16 protein-coding genes are annotated in these 18014 nt (G+C 54.8%); 4 read left to right on the top strand and 12 right to left on the bottom strand.

All coding sequences use genetic code 11. From position 1 onward, the window contains the following. Both ADB02_RS08885 and ADB02_RS08880 read right to left on the bottom strand, forming a co-directional pair. Nucleotides 1-2589: ATP-dependent Clp protease ATP-binding subunit (locus ADB02_RS08885; RefSeq protein ID WP_049190679.1), on the bottom strand; the 2589-nt coding region annotated here is incomplete at its 3' end. Between the two features lie 254 nt (nt 2590-2843). Further along, entirely contained in the window at nt 2844-3302 is a 459-nt protein-coding gene (locus ADB02_RS08880; protein WP_038626607.1) for a hypothetical protein, read from the bottom strand. Nucleotides 3303-3533: 231 nt separating this feature from the next. On the opposite strand from ADB02_RS08880, the gene ADB02_RS11365 reads away from it, so the two are divergent. Continuing rightward, nucleotides 3534-3728 (top strand): DUF4236 domain-containing protein, encoded by a 195-nt coding sequence (locus ADB02_RS11365; RefSeq protein ID WP_016421461.1) that lies wholly within the window; start codon nt 3534-3536, stop codon nt 3726-3728. Here ADB02_RS11365 and ADB02_RS08875 read toward each other — a convergent pair. The 7 genes from ADB02_RS08875 to ADB02_RS08845 form a co-directional block, all read right to left on the bottom strand. Next, nucleotides 3725-4525 (bottom strand): hypothetical protein, encoded by an 801-nt coding sequence (locus ADB02_RS08875; RefSeq protein ID WP_224433510.1) that lies wholly within the window; start codon nt 4523-4525, stop codon nt 3725-3727. The two genes, ADB02_RS11365 and ADB02_RS08875, sit on opposite strands and share 4 nt — an antisense overlap. Nucleotides 4526-4571: 46 nt before the next feature. After that, the gene (locus ADB02_RS08870; protein WP_016421463.1) at nt 4572-6167 is read right to left on the bottom strand and encodes a serine/threonine-protein kinase; all 1596 of its coding nucleotides are present in this window, start codon (nt 6165-6167) and stop codon (nt 4572-4574) included. Continuing rightward, a complete protein-coding gene (locus ADB02_RS08865) occupies nt 6164-6757 on the bottom strand; it encodes a hypothetical protein (RefSeq protein ID WP_016421464.1) in 594 nt (197 codons plus the stop codon). Before ADB02_RS08865 ends, ADB02_RS08870 begins: the two co-directional genes overlap by 4 nt. Continuing rightward, nucleotides 6757-8376, bottom strand: a complete 1620-nt coding sequence (locus tag ADB02_RS08860; RefSeq protein WP_016421465.1) for an Hsp70 family protein — start codon at nt 8374-8376, stop codon at nt 6757-6759. The genes ADB02_RS08865 and ADB02_RS08860 overlap by 1 nt, the downstream gene beginning before the upstream one ends. A gap of 115 nt (nt 8377-8491) precedes the next feature. Continuing rightward, nucleotides 8492-9391 (bottom strand): hypothetical protein, encoded by a 900-nt coding sequence (locus ADB02_RS08855; RefSeq protein WP_049190678.1) that lies wholly within the window; start codon nt 9389-9391, stop codon nt 8492-8494. Continuing rightward, nucleotides 9378-10679 carry a hypothetical protein gene (locus ADB02_RS08850; protein ID WP_049171882.1) on the bottom strand — a complete coding sequence of 434 codons (1302 nt, stop codon included), beginning with the start codon at nt 10677-10679 and terminating at the stop codon, nt 9378-9380. The genes ADB02_RS08855 and ADB02_RS08850 overlap by 14 nt, the downstream gene beginning before the upstream one ends. Then, nucleotides 10676-11434, bottom strand: coding sequence for a hypothetical protein (locus tag ADB02_RS08845; RefSeq protein ID WP_049190676.1), 759 nt, complete (start codon nt 11432-11434; stop codon nt 10676-10678). The genes ADB02_RS08850 and ADB02_RS08845 overlap by 4 nt, the downstream gene beginning before the upstream one ends. A 192-nt stretch (nt 11435-11626) precedes the next feature. On the opposite strand from ADB02_RS08845, the gene ADB02_RS08840 reads away from it, so the two are divergent. Together ADB02_RS08840 and ADB02_RS08835 are read left to right on the top strand one after the other, a co-directional pair. Further along, a complete protein-coding gene (locus ADB02_RS08840) occupies nt 11627-12376 on the top strand; it encodes a hypothetical protein (protein ID WP_222865188.1) in 750 nt (249 codons plus the stop codon). Nucleotides 12377-12378: 2 nt separating this feature from the next. Then, a complete protein-coding gene (locus tag ADB02_RS08835; protein ID WP_049171884.1) occupies nt 12379-13092 on the top strand; it encodes a hypothetical protein in 714 nt (237 codons plus the stop codon). 110 nt (nt 13093-13202) lie between these two features. Here the strand turns inward: ADB02_RS08835 and ADB02_RS11560 are convergent, their stop codons facing one another. Then, nucleotides 13203-13340, bottom strand: coding sequence for a hypothetical protein (locus tag ADB02_RS11560; RefSeq protein WP_160310025.1), 138 nt, complete (start codon nt 13338-13340; stop codon nt 13203-13205). A gap of 373 nt (nt 13341-13713) precedes the next feature. Here ADB02_RS11560 and ADB02_RS08830 point away from each other — a divergent pair, with 373 nt between their 5' ends. Beyond that, nucleotides 13714-15432, top strand: coding sequence for an AMP-binding protein (locus tag ADB02_RS08830; protein WP_038626623.1), 1719 nt, complete (start codon nt 13714-13716; stop codon nt 15430-15432). Between the two features lie 112 nt (nt 15433-15544). Here ADB02_RS08830 and ADB02_RS08825 read toward each other — a convergent pair whose 3' ends face one another. After that, entirely contained in the window at nt 15545-16372 is an 828-nt protein-coding gene (locus tag ADB02_RS08825; RefSeq protein WP_049190674.1) for a hypothetical protein, read from the bottom strand. Between the two features lie 149 nt (nt 16373-16521). Further along, entirely contained in the window at nt 16522-17979 is a 1458-nt protein-coding gene (locus ADB02_RS08820) for a purple acid phosphatase family protein (protein ID WP_048731772.1), read from the bottom strand. Nucleotides 17980-18014: the final 35 nt, after the last annotated feature.

Genomic DNA, 18014 nt, shown 5'->3' with positions numbered 1-18014 from the left:
GCCGTCAGCATTTCCGAGAACGTCCTTGTCTTCCTCGGAGTCAGCCAGAGCACCGCCGTCGGCATCAACGTTACCGGCCTTGCCCTTGTTGGTGAAGGTGAACTTCGCCTTGTCGACGTCCTTGGACTCGCCATCCCAGCCTTCGACATCGATGAAGACGGTCTCGCCGAGACCAACCTCACCGTAGAGAATCTTCTCGGAGAGCTGATCCTCAATCTCGCGCTGGATCGTGCGACGCAGCGGACGGGCACCGAGCACTGGATCAAAGCCACGCTTGGCCAGCAGGTTCTTGGCGCGGTCGGAAATCTCCATGGTGATGCGCTTCTCGTCGAGCTGGTCGCTGACGCGGGCCAGCATGAGGTCGACCATCTGGACAATCTCAGCCTGGCTCAGCTGCCTGAAGACCACAATCTCGTCGATACGGTTCAGGAACTCCGGACGGAAGTGCTTCTTCAGCTCGTCGTGGACCTTGTCCTTCATCCGCTCGTACTTGCCATCTTCATCGGCCTCGCCGACACCCGAGAAGCCCATACCAACAGCCTTGGAAATGTCGCTGGTACCCAGGTTCGAGGTGAAGATCAGAACCGTGTTCTTGAAGTCCACCACTCGACCCTGCGAGTCAGTCAGACGACCGTCTTCCAGGACCTGCAGCAAGGTGTTGTAAATCTCCTTGTGGGCCTTCTCAATCTCGTCGAAAAGCACGACGGAGAACGGCTTGCGGCGCACCTTCTCGGTGAGCTGGCCGCCCTCTTCGTAGCCGACGTATCCGGGAGGAGCACCGAAGAGACGAGAAGCAGTGAAGCGGTCGTGGAACTCACCCATATCAATCTGAATGAGTGCGTCTTCCTCACCAAAGAGGAACTCGGCCAGAGCCTTCGACAGCTCGGTCTTACCAACACCGGACGGACCAGCGAAGATGAACGAACCGGACGGACGCTTCGGGTCCTTCAGGCCAGCACGGGTACGACGAATAGCGCGGGAGACAGCACTGACAGCCTCTTCCTGACCGATGATGCGCTTGTGCAGCTCATCCTCCATGCGCAGCAGACGCGAGGACTCTTCCTCGGTGAGCTTGAACACCGGAATGCCAGTCCAGGAAGCCAGGACCTCCGCAATCTGTTCCTCGCCAATCTCAGCGATGGTGTCGGACTCGCCCGCACGCCACTTCTTCTCGCGCTCGCGGCGCTCTTCGCCCAGCTTGCGCTCCTTGTCGCGCAGACCAGCTGCCTTCTCGAAGTCCTGCTCGTCGATGGCGGCTTCCTTCTGGCGGCGCACATCGGCAATCTTGGAGTCAATCTCCTGCAGGTCAGCCGGGGCAGTCATGCGCTTGATGCGCATACGAGCACCGGCCTCGTCAATAAGGTCAACAGCCTTATCCGGCAGGAAGCGGTCGTTGATGTAACGATCCGAGAGGGTAGCTGCCGCAACCAGCGCCTTGTCCGAGATGGATACGCGGTGGTGAGCCTCGTACTTATCGCGAACACCACGCAGAATCTCGATAGTGAGATCCACGCTCGGCTCCGGCACGTTCACCGGCTGGAAACGACGCTCGAGAGCGGCGTCCTTCTCGATGTGCTTACGGTACTCATCCAAAGTGGTAGCACCGATGGTCTGCAGCTCACCGCGAGCCAGCTTCGGCTTCAGAATCGAGGCTGCATCAATTGCGCCCTCGGCGGCACCGGCACCAACCAGCGTGTGAATCTCGTCAATAAACAGGATGATGTCACCGCGCTGGTTAATCTCCTTGAGCACCTTCTTCAGACGCTCCTCGAAGTCACCGCGGTAACGGGAACCCGCAACCAGCGAGCCCAGGTCGAGAGAGTAAAGCTGCTTATCCTTCAGCGTCTCCGGCACACGACCGTTGACAATGTCCAGTGCAAGCCCCTCCACGACGGCGGTCTTACCAACACCAGGCTCACCAATCAGCACAGGGTTGTTCTTGGTGCGACGAGAAAGAACCTGCATAATGCGCTCGATTTCTTTCTCGCGGCCAATAACCGGATCCAGCTTGCCCTCACGTGCAGCAACGGTCAGGTTACGACCGAACTGATCAAGCACCAGCGAACCCGACTGGTGGTTACCCTCCTGCACACGAGCGCCGGAAGTAGCACCGACCGGACGCTGCTCCGGAGAACCATCGGACTCATCGCCCTGGAAACCGCTGAGCAGCTGAATAACCTGCTGACGTACGCGCGGCAGGTCAGCGCCGAGCTTAACCAGGACCTGAGCAGCAACACCTTCGCCCTCACGAATCAGGCCGAGCAGCAGGTGCTCAGTACCGATGTACTTGTGACCCAGCTGCAGAGCCTCGCGCAGAGAGTACTCCAGCACCTTCTTTGCACGCGGGGTAAACGGCACGTGACCGCTCGGCGGCTGGGAGCCACGACCAATAATGTCGACTACCTCAGAGCGCACAGCATCCAGGGAAATACCCATGGACTCCAGCGCCTTGGCAGCTACACCGTCGCCTTCACTAATCAGGCCGAGCAGGATGTGCTCCGTGCCGATGTAATTGTGATTGAGCTCGCGTGCCTCATCCTGTGCCAGGACGACAACGCGACGTGCTCGGTCCGTAAACCTCTCGAACATCACTGCCCTTTCAAGTGTCTATTTTTGCCGTAATTCAATAAAGGTTGTTTCACCTAGCTTAAACGCGACGCGACACAGATTAATCCCTATAGCCGTACGCCAGTAGCGAACAGCCTGGTCGAGAGAGGTATCACTGCTCGTACGGCAGCAAAAGCTCCCGGCGGCAATGCCACCGGGAGGAAACGAATGTTGGAATGAATTACTCCTGCGCGTTAAGCCAAACGCCAGACAAGAAGGAGTATTTGCACGGGATATCAGTCAGTCTCCATAATCTCCCACTCATACGGAGTCACTTCACCGCGCACCTCGTGGTACGGAGAACTGAAGTACAGGGTGCCATTCTTATTCAGGACCACGATCCCGTGGAAGCTGTACTTCTTCCCTTCCTTCAGTCGGAATGGCGGGCGCGAGGCATCCCAATTTCCACCGCTCATTCCGGCTTCCCAACTTCCAGATGCATCCTCGAGATCAAAGGTGACCAGATTGTGGGCGTTCTTCTTGTTACCCCACTTAGCTGTGGTCTGGCAGCGGAACATGTCCTGATTTACCGACCCACCACAGACTACGGTTTCTCCGTCTGTGGAATAGCTGACATAGTCACGGTTGATCTTGGGGTAGTTCGTAGCTGCATCGGCGACGGACGGATTGACAACAGCAAGCGCAGTGGCGGCAGTGATTGCGGCGGCTACAGCGGAAATCTTCTTGGTGAACATGATCTCAGATTAAAAACTCTCGGACACAAAAGAAACGGGAGTTCTCCCCGGGGAGTTCTCCCCTAGCTAAACCATGCTGGACTGCCCAAATCTGGACAGTGGTGCCATCAAACGCACCACGATTTATCCGCTTATGTCACCGGCACAATGCAGTCAGAGAGCGATGCTGTCCAAAGCAGCACGGTCAGAGCGCATGGCAGTCTGTGACGCACCGAGAATGGATTTATATCAATGGCTTTCAAACTATTCAGCTTCCGAAAGACCTTCCGCCCCACCCGCAACTCCCGGGTTACGCTATCGCGTTCTGGCCTCGGATATTCCTATCGCATGGGGCCCGTTCGGTGGACGAAGAATGCCCGTGGCGGCCGAACCACTACTGTGAACACGCCAATTAAAGGATTGACTTATCGCAAGTACCGTCGTTAAGCGAGCAGTTTCAAGTCGTCTGCAGTGACCAATCGTGCTTCGATTGCAGCGACAACTACCAGCTGCAGACGGCTCTTTTGATTAACCCGTTGCCACTCCTTGCTTGAGACCAGCCCCTTGCTCAAAGCGGATTCAAAAAGTGCGGTGCGGTAATGCTCGACTGCCTTTGCGGTCTTGCCTCCCAGCTTTCGGCCGGCCTCGGCATCGGTGCATGAAACCATAATGGTGTCGATTCGGCCGCGCAGATAATCCTCCGCATATGCAGCGATCAGAGCACGCTGGCGCTCCGGCAGCTCCCCAACCGAGATGGTTTCAGTCCCGTCAGTTGGCAGCACGACCTTCGCATCGGCGTGCTCAATATCCTGTTTAATCTGAATTTCGTACTGGTCATCCTTGACGGAAAAGCGGATGAAATACTCCGGGTAGCTCAAATCAAAACGCTGTTGCGGAGCCAGCCGGAATGACCGCGACACCTCCGGAATGTGCACCATTGCAGTCACGTGCTCGCAGTTATTGAGCAGAAACCACATTCCGGATTCCGCATACACATACATTGCTATGCGGTGCATGTAGCGGTTATCTTCGCCCACTTTGAGGTCGGCGTCACGCCCGATGGTCAATCCCTCACTCGGATTGGCAACAATCGCATCCCCACACAAATTATCAACCACAAGTGTTGGGAGCGATGTCACGTTGACCAGGCCTTTCTCTCGCACCACCAGCCACCAACCGCGAATCAGGAACCCTACCCAACGCTCCTGGGGGAATCGCCCAACGACGGCTGAAGTGACTGGCATTCATGATAGTTATCCGAAATATAACAAATATTCTCGGCGTTATCGCTTAATTCGTCGTGGTTTGCATTGCCCACGCCGCCACCGTGTCATAGGCAGCAGGACAAGGATCGCCTTCACTCAAAACGACAAATACCGGACGAAGCACTTCGGGACTGGATGGCGCAGAACTTTCCGCCGGCTGAACCAAGCAGTAATTAATCGGCCGTGTTGCCTCGGAACCTTCGCTGTTCACAGCTTGAAATGAGCCTGACGTTTGTAGGACATCCAGCCGGCGACCATCGGGCTCCATTCGCAGTTTCACCACTTCAGAGCCAGCTGGTTCAGCCACTGACCGGTTCTTGCTCACGGCATCCAGAATTTCACCCCGCCATTTGTCATTTTCAGCCTCTGCAATCGGCTTCTTCTCATCAATACCGTGGCGAAATGGCAGCAAGAATTCATCTGCCGAAGCAAACTGCGTCGCGTGATATGCAGCACCGTTGAATGTTCCCATCCGCTGAATCCCCTGCCAGCTCTTCTCACCGATGGGGACGTCGCTTAACGACGTAAGGGTCCATCGGTCACCCACCGGAATCCGAGGCCCCTTCGCCAAATCGGGAGCGCGAAGTCGCATCGGTTCCGCAGAACCTCCGATAGCTACTGGCTGTGCCAAGTGCTTGGCACTAAAGAGACCGCCATCTCCAATGCCGCTACGTTCGGCAACAACAATGCCACCACCAATAAGGCCTAGACATGCCACTACGGAGAACGCTGCAAGGGCTTTCTTCCGGTTCTTCGGATTGCGAACCTCGACGGCACCACCATTTAGCGCAGCAATGAGATCGCTAATAAACGCATTGCAGGATTCGTAGCGTTCATCGGCGTCAACCGCCAACGCCTTGGCGAAGACCGAATCAACTACCGCACCGAGGTTGGTAACCGGTCGCTTACCGCAGTGCAATTGCCGCGCACTGGCCGCGTCAGTAGCTGGAAATGCCTTATATCCCTGCAACAGCTCGAATATCGTGCACGCAAACGCATACTCGTCACTAGCTGCACTAATGCAACCCTTAGTGAAGATCTCTGGCGCCATGTAGGGCAATGAGCCGGCAACACGATTGGTCACGCCAACACTGTCGATTTCAGTGGCGGTTGATACACCGAAATCCACAAGCGTCGCGCTTAACACAAGCCCCGACGAATCTCGCTCTACGACGATATTTGATGGTTTTACATCACCATGAATCACCGCTGGTTCGTGCTTTGCTAGCCGATCTAGCGCGGTAGCAATCTCCACACCAATCGACATGACCTCGCTCTTATCGAAAGTGCGCGGCGGATATTCGGCCAGTTCAGCGCCCAACGAATTACCGCTAATAAGAGTCATGGTGAACCAAAGCAGGTTCCCGGCTCGCCCGCCATCGAACACGGTCACAACGTTGGGAACGTGAACAGTGGCTGCGATAGAAACCTCGTTCTGGAACAGTGCCTCCATTCGCTTAGAAGCACTGGCCTCTTCCGGCAGTGGGACGATTTTCAGTGCTTCGTTTCGGCCCAGCTTGGGATTTCGTACTCGAAAAACAGTCCCCATATTGCCGGCACCGATGAGAGCTTCAACCTCGTAGCCCTCAAAAATATCGCCTACCTGGGGAAGATTAGTCATCGGTTCCGTTGCCCAGACCCATCGAGATTACCCACCATAATCTGAATCCCAGACTCAGAGCGGCAATCATAATTAGGCGAAACTTCTTGGCATTCCATCGTCAGTGGCTGACCGTCATACTCAATCTCGATTGTCGTCTGCTTTGGCAGTGTTCCTTGCTCTTGCCGCTGTTTACTGAGCGCCCGCACTACCTCGTAATATGCTTCACAGTCCATATCGGAGCCCTGGTTTGACCAGGCACTCTGCAGCATCGGGCACGTCGGATCAACGGTCGACGCTAAGACCTCTGGGTCTACGAACCGATCGTCGGCAGGCGGTGCGATTGTAGTCGAGGTTGGTTCCTGATCATCGCCCACATAGTAGGACGGCGAGACTTCCACTTCGGTGCTTTCAGTGGTTTCAAACAACCCGTCGGCGTTATCCTGCTGGTTAGAGCGGAAATTTAGGATCCAGACCACCATTGCCAGGATGACGACAACCAGAATGGCGAGCACGAACAGCAGAATCTTCCGATTTCGACCATCAGTATCGGAATTTGCACCGCTGTCAATGTCATCGACGCCCGGGATTAGAGTGCGATCGTCGGTCATCAGTTATCTCCTTGGCTGACAGAAACCTTCATCATCGTCGTGCGAGCAGCCGAAATCTCTTCCTCATTCATCACACCAATGCGCACGTGGGATTCGATTGAGCGACCCGATGGAACGTGAGTGCCTTCCACGGTAATCATGCCGTCTGCTGCTACAAAGAACTTAACCTGAATTGGCTGACCCTTGGGCAACGGCGGGATACCTGTCAGCATAGATTCCGATCCACTAATGATGTCATTGAGAGCGACATCTTCGGATGGAACGTCACTGGCCTGCTGATACAGCGTCAAATCTACTTCCTCTTGGCCATCAGCTACGGTCGAATACTCCCGGACCACCGGCTCAGACAGGGGAATCATGTCATTCTGGTTGACCAGATAGTCGATGTACGGGTTGTTCAGATGATCGACAACTCGAATGCCAATCGACTTTGGCAATACATTTGCCACCTTCTTCTCCGACAGCGCGGCTAGCTGCCCGGCGTCAATCCCTGTCTCAGCCGCGATCTGCGCAATTGACTGCTGTTGGACAGCAGGGCTGGACTCAGCATTAACCACTCCCCCGAGCTTGCTGATCATCGCAGCAAGGGCAGCACCCTTAGCAACGGCTAGATCAGGCTCAACCAACAGTGGCTTCTTACCCGTCAGACGCTCCACCAGTTTGGTTACGGCGGTCATTCGCGAAGATCCACCCACCAGGATGACCTCATCAATTGTCAGTCCCGGCTCCTTTTCCTTTGCCGTCTCCAATACACGGGTCAAAGGAATCTCCGTCTGCTCGAGCAATGGCGCCGTGACACGCTCCAAGTCTTCGCGGGTAACGGCAATCTTGGCGCGGGAACCAGAGTCACTGGCAAGTCGCACAGTGGCGCTTTCCGCATTACTCAGCGCCTCTTTACAGTTCACCGTCTGCTCATGCAACTTAGCGACGAAGGTCTCATCGTTTTCCGCCTCCTCGTCACCAGTCTGCTCAATGAATTTATCCAGGATAAATTCACCAAGCGCCTTATCCCAGTCAGCACCGCCCAGTCGAGCATCACCGTCGGTGGCAATAACCCGGAAGGTGTTGTCAATCCCCTGCACAATCGTGGCATCGAATGTACCGCCTCCGAGGTCATACACCAGCAAGGTCTTGTCCTTTAGAGGCTGCTTGGAGTCGTAGTAGAGGGCCGCAGCAACCGGTTCTGCTACCAGCTCCAACACATTGAAATTAGCAATCTGCCCTGCGTTGCGAGTTGCCTCGCGCTCCTTCGCACCAAAATATGCCGGCACAGTAATAACTGCCGAAATCTCGTCGTCAGCTGCTTCGTCTGGAACCAACGAGCGCAAAATCAATGAAGAAATCTCCTCCGGGGTATACGCCTTCCCGCTGAAATTCCATTTCTTATCGGTGCCGATGCTCCGCTTCACCAGCTCGATGACGTCATTGGGGCTGAAGAGCTTCTCTTCACGTGCCAGCTTTCCGACAACGGTATTGGCCTTCGATTCAAACCACACCACACTTGGTGTCGACAGATCTCCGTCGAGGTTTTCTTGAATGACAGGAACACCCAGTGAGTCCACGTAGGAAATTGCGCTATTGGATGTGCCCAGATCGATGCCGTAAATACGTTCAGCCATGATTTTTCTCCTTATTCTGAAATCTGTTGGATTCTTGACTTCTTTTGCCGTGTCAGCGCTCTAGTTGTGTGCTGGCCGGACTCGAGCTGTGCTCTGTTCAGACTCGAGTTTTGGCCTAGTTGCCGCTGTGCCGGTACACCGTGACCGGCGCCTTGGCCACCACAATTGGACTGGTAGAACTGGTGAAGGTGTAGTAGTGCGAGATTCGTCGTGATGGCGCCAGCGTGCGGTGCAGCGCGGGGTTATCCGAATCCGCGAATTTGGTACGACGGTGAATTGAAGAATCAAAGGCATCGCCCACCTTCGCCTCTGTAATTGCCACTCCCATGGACTGAAGCGCATCTGCGATCGAGTCCTGCAGGAAATCCAGGGTCGAATACAGGTCACTGCCATCAGTTTCGGTAGTTTCTTCGAGCCGCGAAAGGTCAGCGCAAATCCCGTCATGGATGGCCGCCAACTTTTCCGCCAGCGGCATCAACTGGGCGTACCAACGACGATCAGTCAGCGCTTCCAACTCTTCACTTTGAGAGCGCAATACTGCGTTCATTGTGTCCAGCCGTGTTTGAATCAAATCCAACTGCTTTACGACGTTCCCGGCCGCAACACCTGCGGTACTTTCAGCATCCGTTTCTGGGAGCTCTTCCACTGTCGCGGGAGGAAAATCCTGCTGGGCTGGAACTCCTTCCGCGGTGTCTTCATCATGGCCAAACTCGGCACCACCAAATTCAACACCGTCAAATTCGACGTTCTCAACCTTGGACCATGCAGCTTCGTCGGTGTCTAGTTTTGGATCTCCGGAATACTCGACCGGCTCCTGACCTGTGGTATCACCATTGTCGACCGTGCCCCGGGGGCCGAAGGACTCATCAAAATTCGGCAGCGGGGCGAAATTATGCGCTCCACCGAAGTCAACCTCCGGATACTTAGGATCTCGTTCCTGATACTCATCAACACGACCGTCTGAATGTTTAACCGACCTTTTATTTTCATCCTTTTTGTTATTAAAGAACCCCATTTTTATATTCCTTCCCCTTAGCGAATAGATAGGCAATCGACACAAATGTAATGATAAATATAGAAAATAGAACCCATCCTAATTCATAGAAATTATCATTTATAACCCCCATGGCAATGAAATATACGATTCCAAAAACAGCAATCCATCGTTTTGCCACTCGCTTCTTTACCAACGCCCACAAGATACCGACAAAAATAGCCAGAACCGGTACAGCAATAAATCCATTACCCTCCTGCATGAACTGCACTATTAAACCGAGCACAACAAATGGAGAAAGAAATCGTAATAACTCCTTGGCAATCGCATCCCCTTCACCGGCATGGGGCGTCTTAAAATCCGATTTTCCCCTTCCGGTATCAGCCTTCAAGACATCGTCTCGATTGACGTTTTGAAGGACGCGATTCTCAATTGTCGAATCGGAACTAGAACAGTAGGCTCCCTCAGCAATTTGCAATTCTTTACGAAGTCTCGTTGGGTCCAGCGACGATTCGTCGTTAAGCAGACCGAAAGTATGTCGAGTCACTAAATCCGCTGGATCATCGACTGCTTGCAACCTTCGAATAAGACCGGTGCGGGTTTCAGCCTCTGGCGAGCCGGTACGAAAACTCGCACCGATGGATTTAGTTGCACTCTTCAGCATGTCGCTATCGATCGGTTTGCCGTCAATAAAGCCTTCGGACTGTTCACGAAAACCGTTCGCAATGACATCTGCAATCGACCGAATGTCGGTATTTGCACTACTGGCCTCATCAAAGGCCGCCCAGACTCGTTTCTCCGCGTTGTTCGTCGGACCAGTCTCAATTTCCTGGCTATCTTCAACGTCGACGTATTCACGGAGCTCCATGCGGTTAGACGTTGGAACCAATATCCGATCAAAGAACTCTTCAAGCCCGTGCTCGGTAATCGCTTTTCCGCTGCCCTTTGCATACGGCTTCAAGAACCCCTCTTTAACTGCCTTCATCTGCACATCAGTGAAGAAGTACTGAGGACGCTGTACTCGTTTGAGAACAAGTCGAAAAGAAACACCGAACTTCTTTCGCACTGCGTCGACAAAATCTTCGGTGTGCAGCTCATCGATAATGTCCAGTGCGCGCTGGGACTGCTTACCGAAGAACAACAGGTCTCGAATTAAACGGACACGCGCTTCCCAAAAATCCGAGGAAGAGGCATCTCCGCCCATGGGAATGTCAGCAATCAGCTGAGCTAACTTGGCGCCCGTTGGCACTGCGCCTGGTGAAAATAGATTTCCAGCTAGGTTGTCTCGAACTGCGGGATTCAGACTCACATCTGCTCCTGAATCTCACTGATGCGAACACGCTGTTCTGGAGATAGGCCTGTCATAAACCGCCTGGCGGGATCTACTGCGATAAGCCATCCGGGGTCTACATGCTCCGGCAACAGTCGAATCATTGCCCTAGCAGGGCGTCCCGAATCAAGCGCGGAGACAGTTGTCAGAGTCTCTCCGTTGACGTTGGTGTCCTCTCGTTCTTCAAGCTCATAGGCAGTGCCGTACGTGGAAAGCGCCTGCTTCATCTCTTCAAACGCCGCGGCAGTGTTGTAGTCGAATGCGGCGCGAGCGTAGATGTATTCCACTAGGACTACGAGAGCGAAAAGGATTAATGCTTCGAGCGAAATAAGGACGCTTTTAGACATAAGCGATGCTGCGGTGACTGCCAGCACCGTGATAATGAGGCCGGGAATCCAACTAGTCTGATTTCGCAAGAACCACATCGCAAACCCCATGGCGAATGGAATCAACATCGCCGTATCTGGATATGGCCCACTATTGGTGGATTCCAAAATTCCGCCAATTATGAATCCGGCGATAATGAGTACGACTCGAAACATCCAGGGTGCCCACCAAACAAAAAATGGCGGAATGATACGACCTTCTTGATCTACACCAACACGGTTTGGAATAATTCCTTGATCCTCCAAATCACCGCGCCAACCTTTAGTACGATCTGGAACACCCTTCACAATATCTGTGGTTTTTGAGAAGTAGCTTTTGGCCACATCTTTCAGCTGTTGGAGGTTCATTAAACGGTTCTTTCCCTCAATCTTTTGTCCAACGATTAATTCGCTGAACCCGACAGGATTTAGTTAAACCTGCACGGGTAGTGAAAGTCACCGGGAGAACTCCCGTACCGCTTCTGAGGCCTCCGCTATAGCGTCGTCAAGCAGATGAAGAAAACGCTTATTCGGCGCTTAACTCGGAGGTTTTTAACGCCCATGACATCCCAGTTTCATTCAAAGCACGTTTTAGCTGTGGCAGCCGCCGCTGCTACCCTGACTCTGGTTGGCTGCTCAGGTATGCCCACTAACAACGCTGTCCCGGAGTCCCCCGCGGTGGTGACAGTTACAGAAACGTCCCCTGCTTCTGATGCACAATCCGAAACTCCTAGCTCGATTGAGAGCTCGACCGGGTCGGAAGAGCCAGAGCAGGAATATGCCAACAGTTCGCAGGATAAGAATTCTCCCAACAGCGAACTTTCAGACTCGGATGCCGACTCCGGTGCAGTAACGCTGAATAGCTCGATGGAGCTGACCAAAATTGGCGGCATGGAGCCCGGCAGTGCCAAGCGCCAAAACGTCAAGATTGACGCAACTGCTCACCAGAAAGAATTGGGCGGCTTCGACACTGCTCGGATCACGCTTCCCTTCGAGGGGGCCAATAGCCTGTTGACCTATCCCCTGGTTGATGGCGAAGCAAACGCGAGGTTGCTGTGGAATTTCAGCCAGTCTGGTGGTACGGAAACCTGTGAAAACAAGGTGGATGTCTACGATTCTGAGGGCAAACCGACTGCAAGTGCCAGCGCAGGTGTGACTGGACAACATACTCCTTGCCAGATCGTTCGCCGGTTTGGGGAGAAGGCCTACGCAACATTTACAGAACCCGGTGAATACATCGTTGCTGTGACAGCTCAGCAGCCAGGATTCGAACCAATCACAATCGCACAGAAGGTGAAGGTAGTCGGTTAAAAATGAACGCTCACGAACCCATCGATCCGTGGAATAGCAACCAGTCGGGCACTTCCGAGAAAGTGTCGGAGAGAGCTTCCGGCACTAAGTCCGGAAAGAGTAAACCTTTGACGCTGCCGCTCATCCTCGGCGCAGTCGGAGTGATTGTTGCCGGCGCGGCGGGGTTTGCCATGGGCGGTAAGAATGCTGAGTCCGAACTTGCAAGCGCGAGTGAAGAGATTTACTCGTTTCAACAGCAGGCAGAGGAGCGGGAAAGCGAGCTGCAAGCAAAGATTGATGAGCTGGAAGAAGCAAACTCGGAATTGGAAGACAAGAACACCAATTCCGACCAGGCCTCCATAGCCTCCTATTACTACAAAATGGCGCTCAGCTGGCTTAACGTCTGTGATGCTGGCGACTACATGCCGGAAGAGACTCACGCTGTGCCGACTAGCGTGAAGGACTTAGGTATTGGCTGTGGCTACAACTTTGAAGATTCCAATGGAACAATTCTCATTCTTGTTGGTGGAGCAGACGAAGACGCCCAGTCTCGTGCATCTACCATTAACGACCAGGACGGATACCTAGAAACCATCCGAACCGGGCATATACAGCTCAATGTGTGGGTATCCAATTCTGGCCCGTGGGATGATGCCGAACAACTGTCAACAGATATCGCCGACAATGTCAGCCATGCCGCTAAGCAGAATATGGCACAGGACACCGCAGGACAATAAATAGCGTCCCTGCCATAAACGCCCATGAACCCCCGCTCACTAGTGAGCGGGGGTTCATGGGTTACGTGGGGGGCCGATGATTCACAAAATCTACGGTGCCGATTAGAAAACTAATTGTTCACGCGGTCATCGTCATCGTCGTCATCAAAGTCATCGTGATCATCGTCGTCCATGCCATCGTCACGGTCATCATCCGTGTCATCAATGTCATCGCGATCATCGTCCAGCTCCTCAGTCGACGTCACCATAGTGGTCTGGACTGGAGTCGTATCGGATAGGTTCGCCCTTCGCCACCGAGTCGAGAGCGCAACTGGATAAGAACAGGTTTCAGGAGCTTTCCCCAAAAGAATCAGATCCAAACCAGAACCCCTCCCCGGCTAAGGTCAGCACCCATTGAGCTGCGAAAGAGAACTGATACTTGACTATCTTCACTGGTCACGCCACATATCTTCACAACTATTCGTTTCTGATAAAAAAATTTTGCAAAAAGCTACGCAAAAGTGACCTAGGACACTTATTCTTACTGTAAAAGAAACTAAATCGGCAGTCCTACCGATGAGGTTTCGCCTGATTAGGCCTCTCCGAAGACCACAGGACATGAACCACGGAAGATGAGTGACTATGACATCTAATCCACAGACCTCGATTCTCAATAAGGTGCGCAAAGCTTCGCGAGCTACCTCGGACCTCGTTCTCGGACTCGCACCGGTGACTCAGGCTGGCGTCCTCGGCTCGATGGGGCCCGGCGCGGCTGGTAAGGCATTAAGTTCCATCTACCGCTGGGACTTCCTGCCAGCTGGTCTCCTCGGCATTGCAGCCGGCCGCGATCCGCACCACACTGCGATTATTGATGATGGCGGCTCGCTGACCTACGAGGAGCTGCACGAGCGCTCCACTGCCCTGGCGCGAGCACTCCGTCACGGCGATATTCAGCAGCGCGACCGCATCGGTGTGCTGGCTCGCAACCACCGCGGTTTCATTATGGCTCTGTGTGCCCACGGTCGTCTCGGCACCGACCTGGTGCTGCTCAATACCGGCGCCTCCGCCGAGCAGACTCTGGCCGTAATTCGTGAACAGAAGATTGACTTCCTGTTCATTGATGAGGAATTCACTCACATGCTGCCGGAGGACTTCGATGAGTGCCCGGTCGCCGTGTCGTGGTTTGAAAACTACGGTGACACCTCCTGCGTTCGCGAGGGCTGGACCTCCATGCAGGAGATGCTGAAGACAGCACCGCCGGCAAAGTGGCCGACCGCCGAGCTGCCAACCCGCCCGCGCCGTGGCCGCGTTATTATTCTGACTTCCGGAACCACCGGCACTCCAAAGGGTGCCAAGCGTCCGGAGCCGCGCAGCTGGATGCCGGCATCTTCCATCATGAGCCGAATTCCTCTGCGTCAGCGTCGCCCGGCTTACCTTGCGGCTCCGCTGTTCCACACCTGGGGATTCGCGACTGCGCAGCTGTGCATCGCACTGCGTTCCACCATGATTATGCGCCGCAAGTTCGATCCAGCCGACAGCCTGCGCATTATCGAGCAGCACTCTCCGCACACCATCTTCCTGGTGCCGACCATGCTGCAGCGCATGATTGAGATTCTCCCGGACAACTACGACATCGGCGCGACATCGCTAAAGGTCATCGCATCCTGCGGTTCGGCTATTCCAGAGGGAATTGTCACCAAGACCCTCGAGCGCTTCGGGCCGGTTCTCTACAACCAGTACGGTTCCACGGAGGTCAGCTGGGCAACCATTGCTAACCCGGATGAGCTCAAGGCAAACCCAACCACAGCTGGTCGCGCACCGCTGGGCACTCGTGTCCAGATTCTCGACGAAGACGGCAACCGCGTCGCCGACGGCGAGACCGGTCGAATCTTCGTCGGCAACAACATGTTGTACGAGGGCTACACCCGCCCGGGCGCGGACAAGCAGGTCATTGACGGCATGGTCTGTACCGGTGACCTGGGTCGCATGGAAAACGGCTTGCTCTACATCTCCGGTCGCGAGGACGACATGATTGTCTCCGGTGGCGAGAACGTCTTCCCACGCCAGACCGAAGATGCACTCAGCCAGCTCGAGGGTATCCGCGAGTGCGCAGTCGCAGGTGTCCCGGATGAGCGCTTCGGTCAGGCCCTGGTCGCCTGGGTTGTCCGCGACGACTCCCCTGAGGGCCGCGCCCTGACCAATGAGCAGATTCGCACATACGTCAAGCAGCGCCTCAGCCGATTCGCCGTTCCGCGCGAGACCGTGTTCCTCGATGAACTGCCACGCAACGCAGTCGGCAAGGTGGTTCCTCGCCACCTGCCGAAGCCGTGGGAGAATGTCACCGAGGAGAAGGTGGCTTAGGGCGCAGGGACCGTCGTAAAGCGAACGGCAGACACGAAAAGGACGCGGTAAAAACTTCCGTTATGGAAGTTACCGCGTCCTTTTTGCGTGTCCTAGGAAGAACTAGAGCTGATTAGCCAGCGTTCAAAACACCGTAGTCCGTGACGGGCTCACGGAAAATCTCTTCGCCGTCCTGGGTCACGGTTACCGCATTCGGAGTGACGGTATACGTGTAGCCACCATTTTTCGCGACAGCACGGTTCCCGGAGAAACTATCTACTGTGTACGCATCCGGGGTATCCGAAATCTCACCGAAGTCACCAATGTAATGGCGCTGCTGGCGGTTATTGGAGTTCTCACAAATCACGGCCTTACCCGAAGAAGTCTCCGCCAACACACGCGCGTAATACCCACCCGAGCAGCGAGCGGTACTGCCAACCCAACCTTTGGCATCGATATCATCGCGATTCATACCGAACGCGCGAAGACCAAAATCTCCCCGCTGCGTAGTGGTAGGAGCGCTGCTCTCCGGCTGCTTCGTCGTTTCCGGCTCGACGGTCTGGGTATAGGTTTCCGTGTACGTCTCCACCGGCGCCGGGGACGCAGTGCTTGACGACGAGTCCCCTGCCGCAACCGTATCGGGAGACTGCGGGGAATTATCGGAGGAATTATTCAGGTAGTACGCGCCACCGATACCGGCGACCGCTGCAAGTGCGACACCGACGATGCCCAAAACCACGTACAGACCGTTGTTGCTCTTCTGCTCAGGTACCGGAGCCTGCTGATAAGCCGGATACTGCTGGGGTGAACCTCCCTGGTTCGGCCCCTGCGACTGGTACTGGTACTGAGGCTGGTACTCGTCTTGAGCCCCACCCTGCGGCTGCTCCCAGGCAGATGTTGCATAACCGTCCTGCTCCCAATCCTGCGGGGAGGACGAACGCGGGTTGTACTGGTCGGTCATCGCTAAATTCCTTATTACTTCAGAGCCACACTTGTGCTCGGCCAATAACGTGGTGGCTTGCGACTTCGCCCACAGCGGAACTTGCCACTACGTATTTTCCATTAACACTATGCGTTGCCCAGCGTACCCTGCTAGAAGCTAGCACTAGCTCAGAGTGGCACTTTGTTCTTGAAGAAATTGACGTAGTTCCGATCGGAGATCTTTCCCAGCATAAACTCTGGCTCCAACCCGAACATCGACCAACGAGTCTTCGTTGACCAGGACAGAGACTGAGGTGTCGTAGTGCGGTGGTAGCTAATTTGGTAACCGTCAGTGTGAACTCGAATCTGTGTGTATCCACCCGGATAGCCGAGTGCCGCACCCCGCTCACAGAAGTCCGTATCCCCGTAGTCAGCGATACCACGGCGGCTGCGGTGCGTATGACCAGCGAACACGCCTTTGGCACCCGGCGTGGCGGCCAGAATCTCCTGAAAAATCTTGGCCTGCTGCGCCTCGACCATGAATGCCTCACCACCGAAATGCGAACGCACCGCATCCTGAGTAAACGGGTGATGCGCAAACAAAATTGTCGGACGCTCTGGATCGTCTGCGAGTTCGGCACGCAATGCACGCATCTGCCGCTCATTAATACGTCCACCTGCATAACCAAACTCGGCGGTATCAACACCGATGAGGCGCACTTCGCCGACGCGAGTCGACCAGTGCTGCTGCGTCGGCACAAGACGCTGGCTGAAGTAATCCGGAACCGCGGTCTTGCCTTTGCGGATTCCGCGTCCCCGGAAACCATTGATATTGGGTAGCCCGGGCGGGTGCACATCGTGATTACCACGGGTGACAAACCAGTTTTTCCCAAACTCACCGAAAGTATCCAAAACCCTGATGAGTTCGTCATACTCCTCAGGGCGGTTGCTATCCGTGCAATCGCCATTGATGACGAGAGTGTCTAACCCGGCAGCCTTTACCGTGTCCACCAGACCCTGCAATTGCATAGAGGCAAAAGGCTGCTCTCCCGGACCGGAGGAAAGACCGAGGTTGCCAATGCGAATGCCGTCATGATTGGGCTTACCAATGTGTGTGTCATTCGTCAGCGCGAACGTCGCCAAATGTGCACCCTCCAGCGCTGGCAGAGTGCTTACGACGCCTGTCTTCTCCGGTGCCGTTTTGCTCATGGTGATATTCAGCGACGGAACCGCGCGACAGTTGTGTGACCAGCACTCAAAGCGGTACTCCCGTCCCGGCTCCAACCCGTCAATGACCACATGGTGGTAGCCCGACTCTGAGTACCCCTCGTGCACGAGCTCTAACTGCGTTGAATCCGCAGGACCAAGCAGCACCCGCTCATCCGAAGGAACGGTCGGCTTAATGAAGCCATACGCTGTCTGCACTCCCGGAGCATATGTTGCCCATGTAAATGCCACTGACGTGTCTGTGACAGTGATGACCTCCAAGTCGCTAGCCAGTACCTGCCACGACTTGGAATCCGACTGGGTAAGCCCCAGACCCGACGTGACGTACTCAAGGCCGTACGCTCCCGAGGTTTTCGCGACGGCCATTGAACTTGCAGCAAGAGTTGCAACAGAGAGGTAGGCCCGGCGGGAAATGCTCATGGCAAATAAGCCTAGAACCTAAAGATGAAAATTAG

Source organism: Corynebacterium sp. 212_CJEI (genome assembly GCF_001055915.1).
Taxonomy (GTDB): Bacteria; Actinomycetota; Actinomycetes; order Mycobacteriales; family Mycobacteriaceae; genus Corynebacterium; species Corynebacterium jeikeium_D.
This window is presented reverse-complemented; position numbering and strand designations above follow the sequence as displayed.